The following is a 17047-nucleotide window of genomic DNA, read 5'->3' on the forward strand; positions in this document are numbered from 1 at the left end:
AGCCAGGCATGTCGAGCGACTACGAAACGCAATACAACAACCGCGCCCGCGTGCCCGAACACCCTGGGCTGATCGCGGGCTGGGCGCGCGATGCCGAAATCTATCGGAGCGAGGCACTGTGCGAACTCGGCGTCTCCTATGGCGAGAGCGAGCGCCAGCGTTACGACCTGTTCAAGCCGGCGACCATCAACAGCACGGCCATCGTCATGTTCATCCATGGCGGCTACTGGCAGGGGCTCGACCGCAGCTTCTTCTCGCATATGGCGCGCGGACTGAACGCACGGGGCGTGCCGGTCGCCGTCGTCGGCTATGATCTTTGCCCACAGGTCACGCTCGGCCATATCGTGTGGGAAATCCAACAGGCGGCTGCGGCCCTGTGGCGGCGCTACGCGCTGCCGGTGGTGGCGACCGGGCATTCGGCCGGCGGGCATCTTTCGGCCTGCCTGCTGGCGACCAACTGGGCCAGCGTCGATGACAATCTCCCCAATCAACTCGTGCCGGCGGCCTATGGCATCTCGGGGATCTACAATCTGAAACCCCTGACCGAAACCAGCATCAATACGGCGCTGGGCTTGAGCTTCGAGGAGGCCGAGCGGGAGAGTCCGTTCTTCTGGCCGGCTCCGTCGGGGCTCGTCATGGACGCCGTCGTTGGGGCCGTCGAAAGCGAGGAATTTCTCAAGCAGAGCCGCCGCATCGTTGATGTCTGGGGTCTGTCGGGTGTGCAGACTCGGTACGAGGAGATCGTCGGTACCAACCATTTCACGGTGATCGAAGGGCTCGCCGATCCGGAAAACGCGATGACCAGGCGTATCGCCGAACTCGCCGGCGCTTGATCTGAGGGGCTGTGAGGTTCTATCGAGAGGCCTCTGCCAAACTTCGGAGCCGCGCGATGCAGACCTTCTTCGTCGAGATCAAATGCAAGCTCGGCAAGACCTATGAGGTCGCCAGCGAACTCGCCGACCGCGAGATCGCCTCCGAAATCTACTCGACCGCGGGCAACTATGACATCCTGGCGAAATTCCACGTCGCGGCCGACGTCGATATCGGCCATTTCGTCGCCCAGAAGGTGCAATCGATCCCAGAGATCGCCGATACGCACACGATCATTACCTTCAAGGCGTTCTGAGGCGCCTCTGGCGGCCCGTCGAACCGGTGGGTCGGCCATCTCTGCTCGCGATTAATGCATCCCGCGCGCTTGACGACGCCCCCTCATTCGCGCGACCTCGCCTGCTCATGCCATTGAGCCGACGCTGCTGGAGCCGCTGCGATGAAGAGCAACCTGTCCCCCGATCTTCGCTCGGGTGCGCTCGTCTATCACCGCCTGCCCCGCCCCGGTAAGATCGAAATCCAGGCGACCAAGCCGCTCGGCAACCAGCGCGATCTCGCGCTCGCCTATTCGCCCGGCGTGGCGGCGGCCTGCGAAGCCATCGTCGATGATCCCTCGCAAGCCGCCGAACTGACCTCCCGGCAGAACCTCGTCGCCGTCATCACCAACGGCACGGCCGTGCTGGGCCTGGGCGACATCGGCCCGCTGGCGTCCAAGCCCGTGATGGAGGGCAAGGCGGTCCTGTTCAAGAAATTCGCCGGGATCGACTGCTTCGACATCGAGGTCGAGCAGAAGAACATCGAGAAATTCGTCGAGGTGGTGGCGGCGCTGGAGCCGACCTTCGGCGGCATCAATCTCGAGGACATCAAGGGCCCGGAATGCTTCGAGATCGAGGAGCAGCTCAAGGCCCGGATGAACATTCCGGTCTTCCATGACGACCAGCACGGCACCGCGATCATCGTCTCGGCAGCGATCCTGAACGGGCTCGACCTGTCGGGCAAGAAAATCGGCGACGTCAAGATCGTCGTCTCGGGCGCGGGTGCGGCGGCGCTGGCCTGCCTCAACCTGCTGGTCGAGCTCGGTGCGCAGCGCAAGAACATCTGGGTCACCGACCTCGAAGGCGTGGTCCACAAGGGCCGCAACACCCTGATGGACCGCTGGAAGGAGGTCTATGCCCAGGAGACCGAGGCCCGCACGCTGGCCGAGGTGATCCCCGGGGCCGACGTCTTCCTCGGCCTCTCGGCTGCCGGCGTGCTGAAGCCCGAGATGGCCAAGGCCATGGGTGAGAAACCCATGATCCTGGCGCTGGCAAATCCCAACCCCGAGATCACGCCGGAGGATGCGCTCGCCGTGCGGCCCGATGCGATGATCTGCACAGGGCGGTCGGACTATCCCAACCAGGTCAACAACGTCCTGTGCTTTCCCTACATCTTCCGCGGCGCGCTCGACGTGCAGGCGACGACGATCAACGAAGCGATGAAGCTGGCTGCCGTGCGCGCCATCGCGTCGCTTGCCCGTGAGGCGACGTCGGATATCGCGGCGCGGGCCTATGGCGGCGAATCCTCGACGTTTGGGGCGACCTCGCTGATCCCCAACCCGTTCGACCCGCGCCTGATCATCCGCATTGCGTCGGCCGTGGCGGAAGCCGCGATGGCGACCGGCGTCGCGCGCAAGCCACTCGCCGATCTCGACGCCTATCGCGAGGAATTGTCGCGCTTCGTGTTCCGCTCGGGCTTCATCATGAAGCCGCTCTTCGCCCAGGCGAAGGCCGACCCCAAGCGCGTGATCTACGCCGAGGGTGAGGACGAGCGCGTGCTGCGGGCGGCGCAGGTCGCGCTGGAGGAAGGGCTGGCGATCCCGATCCTGATCGGGCGTCCCAGTGTGATCGAGACCCGGGTCAAGCGCTTCGGTCTGTCGCTGCGCCCCGGCGTCGATTTCGAGGTGATCAATCCGGAGGATGATCCCCGCTATCGCGACTATGTGCAGACCTATCTCGACATCGCCGGCCGGCGCGGCGTCACGCCCGAGGCGGCGCGCTCGCTGGTGCGCACCAACAACACCGTGATCGCCGCGCTGGCGGTGGCGCGCGGCGAGGCGGATGCGATGATCACCGGGCTCGAAGGCCGGTTCATGTCGCGGCTGCGGCACATCAAGGACATCATCGGGCTTCAGCCCGGCGTCTGCGACATCTCGGCGATGACGCTGATCATCACCAACAAGGGCGCGTTCTTCCTGGCCGACACCCATGTCAAGAACGACCCCACCGCCGAGGAGATCGCCGACATGACGGTGCTGGCGGCGAGCCATGTCGCGCGCTTCGGCATCGAGCCCAAGATCGCGCTGTTGTCGCATTCGGATTTCGGCGCGGCCGATACGCCCTCCGCGCTCAAGATGCGCAAGGCGCTGGCCATCATCCGCGAGCGCGCGCCGGACCTGGAATGCGATGGCGAGATGGAAGCCGACACGGCGCTGAGCGCGATGGTGCGCGAGCGCGTGCTGCCCTCCTCGCGGCTGAAGGGCGTCGCCAACGTGCTGATCTTCCCCAATCTCGACGCCGCCAACATCGCCTATCAGTTTGCCAAGGTGCTGGCGGACGCGCTGCCCGTCGGCCCGATCCTGATCGGTGCGGCCAAGCCGGTGCATATCCTGACCGGTTCGGTGACCGCGCGCGGCGTCGTCAACATGACGGCGGTGGCGGTCGTCGAGGCGCAGGAGCGCGCGGCTTTGGCCGGATGAAGCGGTCATTGGCCCTCGCGCCCGCGCCTGTCGTCGGCTACGACAATCATGCTTTCAACCAGCTGACGAGACCTGATCGATGAGCCGCATTGTCTATGTGAACGGCGCCTTTGTGCCGGAAGAAGACGCCACCATCTCGATCTTCGATCGTGGCTTCATCTTCGGCGACGGCATCTACGAGGTTTCGGCGGTGATCGGCGGCAAGCTCGTCGATTGCGAGGCGCATCTGGCGCGGCTGGAGCGCTCCTGCGGCGAGATCAGGCTCTCACTGCCCTGGTCGAAGGCCGAGTTGGTCGCGATCCATGAGGAGCTGATCGAGCGCAACAGCCTCGACGAGGGCGGAGTCTATCTGCAGGTCTCGCGCGGCGCGGCTGACCGCGACTTTCCCTTCCCCAAGGATGCCAAGCCGACATTGGTGATGTTCACCCAGGCCCGCAATTTCGTGAATGCGCCTGCGGTCAAGACCGGCATCAAGGTCGTCTCGACGCCGGATCTGCGCTGGGCCCGCCGCGACATCAAGAGCGTCAACCTGCTGGCGCCCGTGCTCGCCAAGCAGTTTGCCGCCGAAAACGGTGCGCAGGAAGCCTGGATGATCGAGGACGGCGTCGTGACGGAAGGCGCGTCCTCCACGGCCTGGATCGTCAAGGGCAAGACCCTGATCTCGCGACCGCTTTCCAACAAGGTGCTGCCCGGCATCACCCGCAAGGCCGTGCTGGCCTATATCGCGGAGACGGGCTTCACTTTCGAGGAGCGCGAGTTCACCCTGCAGGAGGCACTCGACGCCGAGGAGGCCTTCATCACCTCGGCGACCAGCCTCGTCATGCCGGTGACGACAATCGACGGCCACAGCATCCACAATGGCGCGCCGGGCCCGACCGCGCTGCGCCTGCGCGAGATTTACATCGATTTCGCCAGGGAGGGCGGCGTGCTGGGGTGAGACGGCGAGAAGCTCAAAGCGCGTCCAGCTGGGCCTCCAACCCCTCGATGCGGGACAGAGCTGAGCCCAGCCGTTCCCGCCAGCGCGGGCCGCCCCCCAGAGCGTCCTGATAGGCTTCGCGCAGCTCATCGGGACGATCACGCGCGAGGACGTTGATCAGGAACGCCGCTTGCCGGCGGTCCTTGATCGATTTCAGGCTGTCGGCGCCCTCACGACGCCGGTCGGACACGATCAGCTTATGGATCGCGAAGCGCTCCGGCCGGGGTATCTGGACGAGAACGCCGTTGCGGTAGCCAACAGCGGCCGAGATCGGTTCGGCGAGCAGGAAATTCAGGTAGTGCAGCGACTGGGCGTGCACGCCCAAGGCGCGCAAGGGCCGTGTCTCTTCCTTGTCGGAAAAGGACGGCGTCAGGAACTCGACCAGAAGGTCGTTGCGGCTTTGCCGCCAACGCCAACTTCTATGGCGATCCATGCCTGGGACGGGCTCAAAAGCGAGCTCGCCAAGCAGCCCCGGCAAACTGCCATCCACACTGTCCCGAAGCGCCAGCGACAGGCGCTCGAAACTCGCAATGTCGATGTCGTTCGTCTGCACGGCCTCGTCCAGCCGATAGCGAACACCGAGTTCGCCCTCATAGAGTCGGAAGGCCAGCGTGCCGACGATCGTCCCGCCCAAACGGAACACCCCGGCGGCGGCCAGCGCCGCAACCAGGCCTCCGGTTGCTGCGTCGATGGGCAATAGGCCTTCCGCCCTCAGGATCCGGATCAGCCGCGTGCGACGCGAGCGCCGCTCGGCCGCCTCCACCTTCAAAACCTTGGCGCGGTCGATGCGGTCGCGCAGCTGCGGCGTATCTTCCCCGATATAACGCTTCTTGACCTCCGTGCCGACACGGTAGCTGTCATACCAATAAGTGCGCCCATTGCGCTCGACGCGGGTGGGGGCGCCGCGCAATTCGGAGACGCTCTCGTCCCGCAGCGCATTGAGGAGATCATGGTAGGCCGCGTGCGCCAGCGGCGAATGGTCGGCGATGTCGATCAAGGCCATGTTCAACACCTCTGAATGACGTTGAACATGCCATGTGTTCAACAAAATATCAAATCGTTGAACACGCCTGCCCGCGCACTGGGCCAGCCACATGCTCCCCCATCACATAGGTCGCGACGACGTTGCGCTCGTCGCCGAGCGTGACCAGCACGAACAGCTCCTCGGCCAGATCGCGCGCCGTCTCCAGCCGGTGGGCCATGGCCCGCTGGGCGCTCGCATCGAGCACGACGATGTCGGCCTCGTGGCCGGGCTCCAGAGAGCCGATCAGATGGTCGAGCTTCAACGCCCTGGCGTTGCCCAGCGTGATGGCGTGCAAGGCAGCGAACGCCGAGAGCGACTGCCCCTGCAGTTGCAGCACCTTGTAGGCTTCCGACATCGTGCGCAGCATCGAATAGGAGGTGCCGCCGCCGATATCGGTAGCGACCGCGACGGGCACGCCCTCGGCCCGGGCGCGGGCCCAGTCGAACAGGCCGGAGCCGAGGAAGAGGTTCGAAGTCGGGCAGAACACGGCGACCGTGCTGGTCTCGGCGAAACGCCGCCATTCCCGGTCGGTCATGTGGATGCAATGGCCGAGCAGGCTTTTGGGGCCCAGCAGGCCGTAATGCTGGTAGATGCCGGCATAATCGCCGGGCTCCGGATAGAGCTCGTTGGCGAGCGCGATCTCGGCCCGGTTCTCGTTGATATGGGTCTGGACATGGCAGTCGGGATGCTCGGCCGCGAGCCGCCCCGCGGCCTCCATCTGCTGCGGCGTCGAGGTCACAACGAAGCGGGGCGTGATGGCGTAAAGCTGGCGGCCCCTGCCGTGCCAGCGCGCGATCAGCGCCTTTGAGTCGGCATAGCTGCTCTCGGCTGTATCGGTGAGCGCTCCAGGCGCATTGCGGTCCATCATCACCTTGCCGGCGATCATGCGGGTGTTGCGACGCTCGGATTCGCGAAACAGCGCTTCCGCCGATTGCGGATGCACGGAGCCGTAGATCACTGCCGTCGTGGTGCCGTTGGCCAACAGCTCATCGAGAAGGAAGGCCGCGAGCTTTTCGGGATGGCCCTGCTGCGCCAGCCGCTGCTCCTCGACGAAGGTGTAGCGCTCGAGCCAGTCCATCAGCTGGGCGCCATAGGAGGCGATCACCTGCGTCTGCGGCATGTGGAGATGGGCGTCGATGAAGCCGGGCATGATCAGGTGCGGGCGGTGGTCGGTGATCTCCGCCCCCGTCGGCAGGGTCGACAGGATGGCCTCCGCCGGGCCGACCGCGCGGATGACGCCGCCCTCGATCACCAGCACCCCGTCCGCGACATAACGATGCGCCGCCTCGCCGTCGTCGTGCGGATCGGCGACAAACCAAAGCAGGCGGCCGCGCAGGGCGCGAATGGCGGGGTTTTCCGTCACGGGCTTGGACTCCGGCTCAAATTCACATCACATCTGCACCAAATCAAAGCTTCCGGCCAAGCGGGGATCATGCCTAATCTGAGGGCATGATTTGTGTCGCATCGGATCGAATCCTGCCCCTACCATTCGCGCCGTCATCCCGGACGCAGCGAAGCGGAGATCCGGGATCCATTCCGGAGCGTTCCCCGGAGAGGTTCAGGCATGGATCCCGGGTCTCCCTGCGGTCGCCCGGGATGACCCACAATGGAGCGGTCAGCACCATGCGAGCCGCCCATGCGTGAGACGCTGCGCTTCCTCCTCGGCGACGAATTGATCGAGATCGCGCCCTGCGACCCGACGCTCACTGTGCTCGACTGGCTGCGGCTGGAGCGGCGCCTGACCGGCAGCAAGGAAGGCTGCGCTGAGGGCGATTGCGGCGCCTGCACGGTCGTCGTCGGCCGGCTCGATCGCTGCCGGCTGCGCTATGAGGCGATCAATGCCTGCATCCGCTTTTTGCCGACGCTCGATGGCTGCCAGATTCTGACGGTCGAGCATCTGAAGCGCCCCGACGGCAGCCTGCATCCGGTCCAGCAGGCGATGGTCGATTGTCACGGCTCGCAATGCGGCTTTTGCACGCCGGGCATCGTGATGTCGCTCTTCGCGCTCTGGCTGAACGAGAATACGCCGTCGGTTGCGCGGATCGAGGATGCGCTGGCGGGCAATCTCTGCCGCTGCACCGGCTATGAGCCGATCATCGCGGCGGCGCAGCGGATGTATCATCTCGATGAGGCCGAATGGTTCGACCGTGATGCGGTCGCAGACACGCTGCGCGCGCTGGCCGATATGGAGACGCTGGCGCTGACGAGCCCCAAGGGCCGCTTCCTGGCCCCGGCGACGGTCAACGCCCTTGCCGATCTCGTCATGGCCCATCCGCAGGCCACGCTGGTCGCGGGCGCGACCGATGTCGGGCTCTGGGTCACGAAGGGCATGCGCCGGCTCGATCCGGTGATCTCCCTCGGACGCATCGAAGCGCTGCGGGAGATCGCGGATCGGGGCGACCACATCGTCTTCGGCGCGATGGCGACGCATGCGGAGGTCCGCCCCGTGCTGGCATCGCTTTCGCCGCAGCTCGACGAGCTGATGCGCCGCTTTGGCGGTGAACAGGTCCGCAATGCCGGCACGATCGGCGGCAACATCGCCAATGGCTCGCCGATTGGCGACCTGCCACCGGCGCTCATCGCGCTTGGCGCGAGCCTGGTCCTGCGCCGTGGCGGCGAACAGCGCGACATCCCGCTGGAAGACTTCTTCCTCGACTACCGCAAGCAGGACCGGCGCGAGGGCGAGTTCGTCGAGGCCGTGATCGTGCCCAAGCTTCCGCGCGACGCTGAGTTCCACATTTCGAAGATCTCGAAGCGCTTCGACGAGGACATCTCGGCCGTCTGCGGCGCCTTTCTGCTGGAGATCGGCCGGGATGGCTGGATTACGGACGCAAGGCTTGCCTATGGCGGCTTGGCCGGCATCCCGAAGCGCGCGCTGGAAACGGAGGCCGCGCTGATTGGCCGGGCCTGGGATGACGCGGCGGTCGACGACGCTATTCTCGCCCTCCCGCGCGACTTCACGCCACTGTCCGACATGCGCGCCTCGGCCGGATACCGGCTCGCGATGGCCGGCAACCTGCTGCGGCGCTTCCTGATCGAGACCACGCGACCCGGCGTCGAGACCCGCGTCGCCGGCCTGCTGGCGGAGGCGCGCCATGGCTGATGCGCGCCAGCGGCAGGATCCGCCGATACAGCCCGGGGTAACGGTCGGGTCGCTCGGAGCGTCCCGCATCCATGATTCCGCTGCCCGCCATGTCGCGGGCGAGGCCGTCTATATCGACGACATCGCAGCGCCCGAGGGTCTGCTCCATGCCTATCTCGGCCTGAGCCGCATCGCCCATGGCCGGTTGGTCTCGCTCGATCTCGCGCCCGTGCTGGCGGCGCCCGGCGTGGTCGCGGTGCTGACCGCCGCCGACATCCCCGGCGTCAACGACATCTCCTCGACGCATCGCCATGACGAACCGGTCTTCGCGACGCAGACGATCCTGCATCACGGCCAGCCCCTTTTCGCCGTGGTGGGCGAGACGCGCCAGGCCGCGCGCCATGCAGCGGCGCTGGCGCTGGCGGTCTATGAGGAGGCCCCGCCTGTGCTCGATGTCGCGGCGGCCCGTGCGGCCGGCGGCACGCTGGTCACCGACCCGCTCAAGCTCGAGCGGGGCGATGTCGCGGCCGCGCTGGCGGCAAGCCCGCGCCGGCTGAAGGGCTCGATGACGATCGGCGGGCAGGACCATTTCTATCTCGAAGGGCAGATCGCGCTCGCCATCCCCGGCGAGGAGGAGGACATGCAGGTCTTCTCCTCCACCCAGCACCCCAGCGAGGTGCAGCATATGGTGGCGCAGGTGCTGGGCGTCGGTTCGCATGCGGTGACCATCGAGGTCCGGCGGATGGGCGGCGGGTTTGGGGGCAAGGAAACGCAGTCCAACCTTTTCGCCTGCGTCGCCGCGCTCGCCGCCCGCAAGCTGAAGCGGCCGGTGAAGCTGCGGCCCGACCGCGACGACGACATGATCATTACCGGCAAGCGCCATGATTTCGTCTGCGATTACGAGATCGGCTTCGACGATGCCGGCCATATCCATGCGGTCGATGCGGTCTATGCCGCGCGCTGCGGCTGGAATGCCGATCTGTCGGGGCCGGTGACGGACCGGGCGCTGTTCCACATGGACAATTGCTATTTCTACCCGGCGGTGCGCGCCCGTTCCGAGCCGCTGCTGACGCACACCGTTTCGAACACGGCCTTTCGCGGCTTCGGCGGCCCCCAGGGCATGGTCGGGGCCGAGCGATTCATCGAGGAGGTCGCCTTCGCGACGGGGCTCGACCCGCTGGAGGTGCGCCGGCGCAACCTCTATGGCGGCACGCCCGGCGAGGGGCCCGGCCGCGATCTCACGCCCTACCACCAGACCGTGACGGACAACATCGCCGGCGAGGTGATCGCGCGGCTCGAGTGCTCCTGCGACTACCGGGCTAGGCAGGCGGCGATGCGGGAAGCCAATGCGAAAAGTCCGATCGTCAAGCGCGGCCTCGCGCTGACACCGGTCAAGTTCGGCATCTCCTTCACCGCCACCTGGTACAATCAGGCCGGCGCTTTGGTGCATGTCTACACCGACGGCACGGTGATGCTGAACCATGGCGGCACCGAGATGGGCCAGGGGCTCTACACCAAGGTGGCGCAGGTGGTGGCGCAATCCTTCGGCATCGGGCTCGACCAGATCAAGATCACCGCGACGACGACCGGCAAGGTCCCCAACACCTCAGCCACCGCAGCCTCGTCGGGCTCCGATCTCAACGGCATGGCGGCGCTCGACGCCTGCGAGACGATCAAGACCCGGCTTGTCGCCTTTGCGGCGCAGCACTGGCAGGAAAGCCCCGATTCCATCGTCTTCCGGCAAGGCTTCGTCCAGGTAGGCGCCCGCGAAATCGCCTTCGTCGATCTGGTCAAGGCGGCCTATATGGGCCGGGTCCAGCTCTCGGCGACGGGCTTTTATGCGACGCCGAAGATCCACTGGGACCGCAAGGCCGGGCGCGGCCAGCCGTTCTACTACTTCGCCTATGGGGCAGCGGCAGCCGAAGTCGCGATCGACACGCTGACGGGTGAATACAAGGTCGAGAGGGTCGATATCCTGCATGATTGCGGGACTTCGCTGAACCCGGCGATCGACAAGGGCCAGATCGAGGGCGGCTTCATCCAGGGCATGGGCTGGCTGACGACCGAGGAGCTGGTCTGGGACGAAAAGGGCGTGCTGAAGACGCATGCGCCCTCGACCTACAAGATCCCCGTCGCCTCCGACCGGCCGCGCATCGTCAACGTCGCGCTGCTGGAGGACGCGCCCAATCGCGAGCCGACGATCCACCGCTCCAAGGCGGTCGGCGAGCCGCCGCTGATGCTGGCGATCAGCGTGCTGCATGCGCTGTCGGACGCGGTGGCGAGCGTCGGCGGCCACCGGGTGTGTCCGAGGCTGGATACGCCCGCGACGCCGGAGCGGGTGCTGGCGGCGGTGGAGCGGGTTCGGACGGAGGCGGGGTTGTGAGCGCCGCTGGCCGAAGCAAATACGCCCGCAGAATGGGGCGCGTGGAACCCTCTCCCGGGCAGGGTGAGGGGTCGGCCATTTGCCGTATTGACCTCCACCTGGCCGCCGCAGCCCGCAGATCTCACGCAACTGGGCAGAGGGCCTTCCCCTCACCCCTGCCCCTCTCCCTCCGGGAGAGGGGTTCCCAGAGCCTCGACCTCCTATGTCGGGCAAAACAGCGATGACCCTCATCCCTTTTCTCACCCGCCACCTCGCCGACGGCACTATCCTCGTCACCCTTACGCAAGCGGCCGGCTCGACCCCGCGCGAGGCAGGCGCGACGATGGCGGTGAGCGCGACCGGCGCGGCCGGGACGATCGGCGGCGGGCAGCTCGAGTTTCATTGCATCGACATCGCCCGCGCGATGCTGCAGGCGGGCGAGACGGCGCGCGAATTGGACATCCCGCTCGGTCCCCAGATGGGGCAGTGCTGCGGCGGGCGGGTGCAGGTTTCGCTGCGGCGCGCGACATCGGCGGACCTCGCGATGCAGGTGGCGCGGGAGCAGGCTGAGGCCGACACGCGCCCGGCCATCCTCATCTTCGGCGCCGGGCACACCGGCCGCGCGCTGGCGCAAGTGCTGGCCCCCCTGCCCTTCCGCGTCACGCTGATCGACGATCGCGACGGCGTCATGGACGGGCTGCCGGCCGCGGTGACCTGCATCCGCATGGCCGATCCCGTCGCGGCCGTCGCCACGGCGCCCCAAGGCGCGGCCCATGTCGTGCTCACACACAGCCACGCCCTCGACTACCGGCTGGCCGAGGCGGCGCTGCAGCGGGGCGACGCGGCCTACGTCGGGATGATCGGCTCGGCGACGAAGCGGGCGCGCTTCGAGGGAGGCTTCCTGCGCGACGGCGGGCGGCGCGAGGCGCTGGCCCGCCTCATTTGCCCGATCGGCGGAAGCGATGTGGACGACAAGCGCCCCGAGGTGATCGCGGCCTTGACGGCCGCCGAACTGGTGCAGAGTTTGCTTCGGAAACAACAGGCTTCCTGCGGAGCCGGAGCGGAGGAACGAGCCGGCCATGACGCAACCGCCTGACCAGACGGTTTGTCCCCGGCTCGCGCTGTCGCATATCTCCAAGAGCTTTCCGGGCGTGAAGGCCAATGAGGACATCAGCCTCAGCGTCCGCCCCGGCGAGATCCACGCGCTGCTGGGCGAGAACGGCGCCGGCAAATCGACGCTGGTGAAGATCATCTACGGCGTCCAGCAGGCCGATGAGGGTACTATCGCTTGGGAGGGCGAAACGGTCTCGATCCCCTCGCCCAAGGCCGCGCGCCGGCTCGGTATCGGCATGGTGTTCCAGCATTTCTCGCTGTTCGACGCGATGACGGTGATCGAGAACATCGCGCTCGGCATTGACGAGGCGGTCGACCGCGACGTTCTCAAAGCCCGTGTCGCTGCCATCCTCGACAGCTATTCGCTGCCGCTCGACCCCGAGCGCGAGGTCCATACGCTGTCGGTCGGCGAGCGGCAGCGTATCGAGATCGTGCGCTGCCTGCTGCAGGAGCCGAAGCTCCTGATCATGGACGAGCCGACCTCGGTCCTGACCCCGCAGGAGGTCGACAAGCTGTTCGGGACGCTGCGCCAGATCGCCTCGCAAGGCTGCGCGATCCTCTACATTTCGCACAAGCTGCAGGAGATCAAGGCGCTCTGCGAAGCCGCGACGATCCTGCGGGCTGGCCGGGTCGTCGCGACCTGCGACCCGCGCGTCGAGAGCACGAAACGCATGGCCGAGCTGATGATTGGCGCGGAGCTTCGCCAGGTCGAGCATACCGCGAGCACGGGTGCGGGCGAGGTGCGACTGGCGGTGTCAGGCCTGACGCTTGCAGGCGAGCCGCCCTTCGGCACCGACCTAGAAGGCATCTCATTCGAGGCACGCGCCGGCGAGATCCTCGGCATCGCCGGCGTCGCGGGCAATGGCCAGTCGGAGCTTCTGACGGCGCTTTCGGGCGAGCGGCCGGCGACCGACCCTGGCGCAATCGCGCTCGACGGCCGGCAGATCGGAACCATGGGCGCCGGTCCGCGCCGGGCGCTGGGTCTCGCCTGCGTGCCCGAAGAGCGCAACGGCCATGCCGCCGTGCCGGATTTCTCGCTCGCCGACAATGCGATCCTGACCGCGCGCCACCGCCTGCCGCTGACGCCGCTCGGGCTGATCAGCACGGGAGACGTGAACCGCTTCGCCGACTCGGTGATCAAGCGCTTCGATGTCCGCACCACCGGCGGGGCTGCGCTCGCCCGCTCGCTGTCGGGCGGCAATCTGCAGAAGTTCATCATGGGTCGCGAGATCGGCCAGACGCCGGGCGTCCTCGTCGTCTGCCAGCCGACCTGGGGGGTGGATGCCGGCGCGGCTGCGGCGATCAGGCAGGAGCTGGTCGATCTCGCTGCAAAGGGCTCGGCGGTGGTGGTGATCTCGCAGGATCTCGACGAACTGCTCGAGCTGGCCGACCGGCTCTGCGTTATCAATGAGGGCCGGTTCTCTGCCCCGCGCGCGGTGGCCAGCCTCGGCATCGACGAAATCGGCTTGATGATGGGCGGCGTGCATGGGGCGGCCTCGCCGCCGGGAGCGCCGGCCCATGCTTGAATGGCGCCGCCGCCGCGAACCGAGCACGCTGATGCTCTGGCTCAGCCCGCTGATCGCGATCGGGCTGACGATGCTGCTCGGCATGATCGTCTTCACGGCGATGGGCTATAACGGTTTCCACGCGGTGGAGAGCATCTTCGTGACGCCCTTCTTGGAGCCGCAGCGCTGGCCCGATCTCGGCGTCAAGGCGGCGCCGCTGGTGATGATCGCGCTGGGGCTGGCGATCGGCTTTCGCGCCAATGTCTGGAACATCGGGGCCGAGGGCCAATACATCATGGGCGCGATCGCCGGCACCGGCGTGGCCCTCGTAACGCATGAGATGACCGGCTGGTGGATTCTGCCCGCCATGGCGCTGGCTGGCGTGCTCGGCGGCATGGCCTGGGCGGCAGTGCCGGCCTTCCTGCGCGTGCGGCTGCAGGTGAGCGAGATCCTGACCAGCCTGATGCTGACCTATGTCGCGGTGCAGGCGCTCTACTATCTGGTGCGCGGCCCGTGGAAGGACCCGGACGGCTTCAATTTCCCGCAGACGCGGATGTTCGGTGCCGACCAGACGCTGCCAGCGATGATGGAGGGCTCACTCGTCCATCTCGGCATCCCCGCCGCGCTTTTGATCGCGCTCGTCGCCTGGCTGCTGATGGAGAAGACGACCGCTGGATACGCGGTCAAGGTCGTGGGGCTGGCGCCCGCCGCCGCGCGCCATGGCGGCTTCAGCGCAGACCGCGTGACCTGGGCGACGCTGCTGGCCAGCGGCGGTCTCGCCGGGCTGGCCGGCCTGTTCGAGGCAGCCGGTCCTTTCGGCCAGCTGACCCCGCAATTCCCGACCGGCTACGGCTTCACCGCGATCATCGTGGCGTTCCTGGGCCGGTTGAATCCGCTCGGCATCGTCTTCGGCGGCATCGTGCTCGCGGCGACCTATGTCGGCGGCGAGATCGCGCAGACGACCGTGCGGCTGCCGCAGGCCGCAACCGGCATGTTCCAGGCGCTGCTGCTTTTCGTGCTGTTGGCGACCGACGTGCTGGTGAAGTACCGCATCAGCTGGAGGGTGCGGGTGGCATGAGGGTTCTGCCACGCACGTCATGCTCGGGCTTGACCCGAGCATCTCTCCCCGGAGATTCTCGGGTCTGCGCTGCGCTCCGCCCGAGAATGACGAGGGGCGGACCATGACCACCGCCATCCTCGTCTCGATCCTGATGACGCTCGTCGCCGCCTCGACGCCGATCCTGCTGGCGGCGCTGGGGGAGCTCGTCACGGAGAAGGCGGGCGTCCTCAATCTCGGCGTCGAGGGCATGATGCTGTGCGGCGCGGTCGCGGGTTTCGCGGTCGCGTTCAGCACCGGCAGCACGATGCTCGGCCTCATCGCGGCAATGGCGGCGGGCGTCGCTACCGCCATGGTCTTCGCGGTGCTGACGCTCTCGCTCACCGCCAACCAGGTCGCGACAGGCCTGGCGCTGACGATCTTCGGCATCGGCGCCTCCTCGCTGATCGGGGCGGGCTTCGTCGGCCGCACGATCACGCGGCTCGGCCCGGTGTTTCCGGCGGCTCTCTCGGAGCATCCATGGCTGCGCGCCGTGTTCGGCCATGACATCGTGGTCTATCTGTCGCTGGCGCTCGTGCTGGGCGTCAGCCTGTTCCTGCGCAGAACGCGCCCCGGCCTGATCCTGCGCGCGGTCGGCGAGAACGACGCCTCGGCCCATGCGATCGGCTACCCCGTCATCGCCATCCGCTATGGCGCGATCGCCTTCGGCGGGGCCCTGGCGGGTCTCGGCGGAGCCTATTTCTCGCTGGCGCTGACGCCGATGTGGGCGGATGGGCTGACCGCCGGGCGCGGCTGGATCGCGCTGGCGCTGGTCGTCTTCGCGGCCTGGAAGCCGGGCCGGCTGCTGCTGGGCGCCTATCTGTTCGGCGCCGTGATGACGCTGGAGCTGCAGGCGAAGGCGGCGGGCGTCACCTGGCTCGCCCCCGAGCTGCTGGCCATGACGCCCTATCTTGCGACAATCGCGGTTCTGACCATGATGTCGCTGGGCCGCAAGACGGGCCGGCAGCACGCGCCGGCCTGTCTCGGCAAGAATTTTTCCGCCTCCTGAGGCCGCAACGATCAACGGGAGATAATGAACATGACCTCCATCATCACGCGCCGCCGGTTCAATTTCGGCGCTGGCGCCACCGCCGCTACCCTGCCGCTGATCGGCGGCGCCAGCGCCCAGGCGCCGCTCGGCGTCGGCTTCATCTATGTCGGCCCAGTCGGCGATCATGGCTGGACCTGGACGCATGATCAGGGCCGTCTGGCGCTGGAAAAGGAGTTCGGCGCCAAAATCAAGACGAGCTTCATCGAGAAGGTGGCGGAGGGCCCAGACGCCGCGCGCGCCATCCGGCAGCTCGCCCAGGCCGGCAACCAGATCATCTTCACGACCTCGTTTGGCTTCATGAACCCGACGATCCAGGTCGCCAAGCAGTTCCCGAAGCTGAAGTTCGAGCACGCCACCGGCTATCAGCGCGCCGACAACGTCGCGACCTACAATGCCCGCTTCTATGAGGGCCGCGCGGTGATCGGCACCATCGCCGGGCACATGTCGAAATCGGGACAGGCGGGCTACATCGCCTCCTTCCCGATTCCCGAGGTGGTTATGGGCATCAACGCCTTCACGCTCGCGGCGCGGAAGGTGAACCCCAATTTCAAGACCAAGGTGATCTGGGCCTCGACCTGGTATGACCCTGCCAAGGAGGCCGACGCCGCCAAGGCGCTGATCGACCAGGGGGCCGACATGATCACCCAGCACACCGACTCCGCCGCAGCGCTGCAGGCGGCCGAGCAACGCGGCGTCTTCGCCTTCGGCCAGGCCTCCGACATGAGCAGCTTCGCGCCCAAGGCGCATCTGACCGCGATCGTCGATGATTGGTCGGGCTACTACATCAAGCGTGTCAGGGAGGTCATGGACGGCAGCTGGAAGACCGGCGACGTCTGGGGCGGGATCAAGGACGGCATGGTCAAGATCGCGCCCTACAACGCTGCCGTGACGCCGGCCGCCCGCGCGGCCGCCGACGAGGTCCTGAAGGGCATTGTCGCGGGCACGCTGCACCCTTTCACGGGCGAGCTGAAGGACCAGAAGGGCGAGGTTCGCCTCAAGGCCGGCGAGACGGCCTCGGATGCGATCCTGTCCAAGATGGACTGGTATGTCGAGGGCGTGCAGGCCTAGCGCTGTCATTCCGGGGCTTCGCGCAGCGAAGGGCCCGGAATCCACGACCGGGTGAGCGTTCGCGAACAAAATTGGTGCAGGTTTTACCCAGTCGTCGGTTCCGGGTTCGGCCCTGCAGGCCGCCTCGGAATGACAGGAAGGGAGCCGCCCAATATTCTAGCAGAGGCCCTCTTGCAGATATTTTAAGCTTGAAACAATATGCCTTCAT

General features: G+C 66.9%; 13 protein-coding genes. 11 read left to right on the plus strand and 2 right to left on the minus strand.

The genetic code is table 11. The annotated features are described in order from the left end of the window. The first annotated feature begins 8 nt into the window (after nucleotides 1-8). From IP69_RS17730 to IP69_RS17745, 4 genes are all read left to right on the plus strand, one after another. Complete coding sequence (locus IP69_RS17730; RefSeq protein ID WP_054144165.1) at nucleotides 9-833, plus strand: alpha/beta hydrolase; 825 nt, start codon at nucleotides 9-11, stop codon at nucleotides 831-833. Between the two features lie 56 nt (nucleotides 834-889). Further along, nucleotides 890-1126, plus strand: coding sequence for an Lrp/AsnC ligand binding domain-containing protein (locus tag IP69_RS17735; protein WP_038361355.1), 237 nt, complete (start codon nucleotides 890-892; stop codon nucleotides 1124-1126). Nucleotides 1127-1267: 141 nt separating this feature from the next. Then, on the plus strand, nucleotides 1268-3562 hold the full coding sequence (locus IP69_RS17740) for an NADP-dependent malic enzyme (RefSeq protein WP_054144166.1): 2295 nt from the start codon (nucleotides 1268-1270) through the stop codon (nucleotides 3560-3562). Nucleotides 3563-3641: 79 nt separating this feature from the next. After that, entirely contained in the window at nucleotides 3642-4499 is an 858-nt protein-coding gene (locus IP69_RS17745) for a D-amino-acid transaminase (protein ID WP_054144167.1), read from the plus strand. Nucleotides 4500-4512: 13 nt separating this feature from the next. Here the strand turns inward: IP69_RS17745 and IP69_RS17750 are convergent, their stop codons facing one another. Next, nucleotides 4513-5541: a GSU2403 family nucleotidyltransferase fold protein gene (locus IP69_RS17750; RefSeq protein WP_156323524.1), complete on the minus strand. Its 1029-nt coding sequence runs from the start codon at nucleotides 5539-5541 to the stop codon at nucleotides 4513-4515. A 49-nt stretch (nucleotides 5542-5590) separates the two neighbouring features. Beyond that, nucleotides 5591-6925: a guanine deaminase gene (guaD, locus tag IP69_RS17755; RefSeq protein ID WP_082359439.1), complete on the minus strand. Its 1335-nt coding sequence runs from the start codon at nucleotides 6923-6925 to the stop codon at nucleotides 5591-5593. Nucleotides 6926-7198: 273 nt separating this feature from the next. Here guaD and xdhA point away from each other — a divergent pair, with 273 nt between their 5' ends. From xdhA to IP69_RS17790, 7 genes are all read left to right on the plus strand, one after another. Next, nucleotides 7199-8665: a xanthine dehydrogenase small subunit gene (gene xdhA, locus IP69_RS17760; RefSeq protein ID WP_054144168.1), complete on the plus strand. Its 1467-nt coding sequence runs from the start codon at nucleotides 7199-7201 to the stop codon at nucleotides 8663-8665. Beyond that, nucleotides 8658-11027 carry a xanthine dehydrogenase molybdopterin binding subunit gene (xdhB, locus tag IP69_RS17765; protein WP_082359440.1) on the plus strand — a complete coding sequence of 790 codons (2370 nt, stop codon included), beginning with the start codon at nucleotides 8658-8660 and terminating at the stop codon, nucleotides 11025-11027. Before xdhA ends, xdhB begins: the two co-directional genes overlap by 8 nt. 220 nt (nucleotides 11028-11247) lie before the next feature. Then, nucleotides 11248-12102 (plus strand): xanthine dehydrogenase accessory protein XdhC, encoded by an 855-nt coding sequence (gene xdhC / locus IP69_RS17770; RefSeq protein WP_054144191.1) that lies wholly within the window; start codon nucleotides 11248-11250, stop codon nucleotides 12100-12102. Continuing rightward, nucleotides 12086-13645: an ABC transporter ATP-binding protein gene (locus tag IP69_RS17775; RefSeq protein WP_054144169.1), complete on the plus strand. Its 1560-nt coding sequence runs from the start codon at nucleotides 12086-12088 to the stop codon at nucleotides 13643-13645. The genes xdhC and IP69_RS17775 overlap by 17 nt, the downstream gene beginning before the upstream one ends. After that, the gene (locus IP69_RS17780; protein WP_054144192.1) at nucleotides 13638-14702 is read left to right on the plus strand and encodes an ABC transporter permease; all 1065 of its coding nucleotides are present in this window, start codon (nucleotides 13638-13640) and stop codon (nucleotides 14700-14702) included. Before IP69_RS17775 ends, IP69_RS17780 begins: the two co-directional genes overlap by 8 nt. A 103-nt stretch (nucleotides 14703-14805) precedes the next feature. Then, on the plus strand, nucleotides 14806-15729 hold the full coding sequence (locus IP69_RS17785; RefSeq protein ID WP_054144170.1) for an ABC transporter permease: 924 nt from the start codon (nucleotides 14806-14808) through the stop codon (nucleotides 15727-15729). Between the two features lie 30 nt (nucleotides 15730-15759). Continuing rightward, a complete protein-coding gene (locus IP69_RS17790; RefSeq protein ID WP_054144193.1) occupies nucleotides 15760-16839 on the plus strand; it encodes a BMP family ABC transporter substrate-binding protein in 1080 nt (359 codons plus the stop codon). Nucleotides 16840-17047 lie beyond the last annotated feature (208 nt).

It is taken from the genome of Allobosea sp. AAP35 (assembly GCF_001295925.1).
In the GTDB taxonomy this organism is placed as follows: Bacteria; Pseudomonadota; Alphaproteobacteria; order Rhizobiales; family Beijerinckiaceae; genus Allobosea.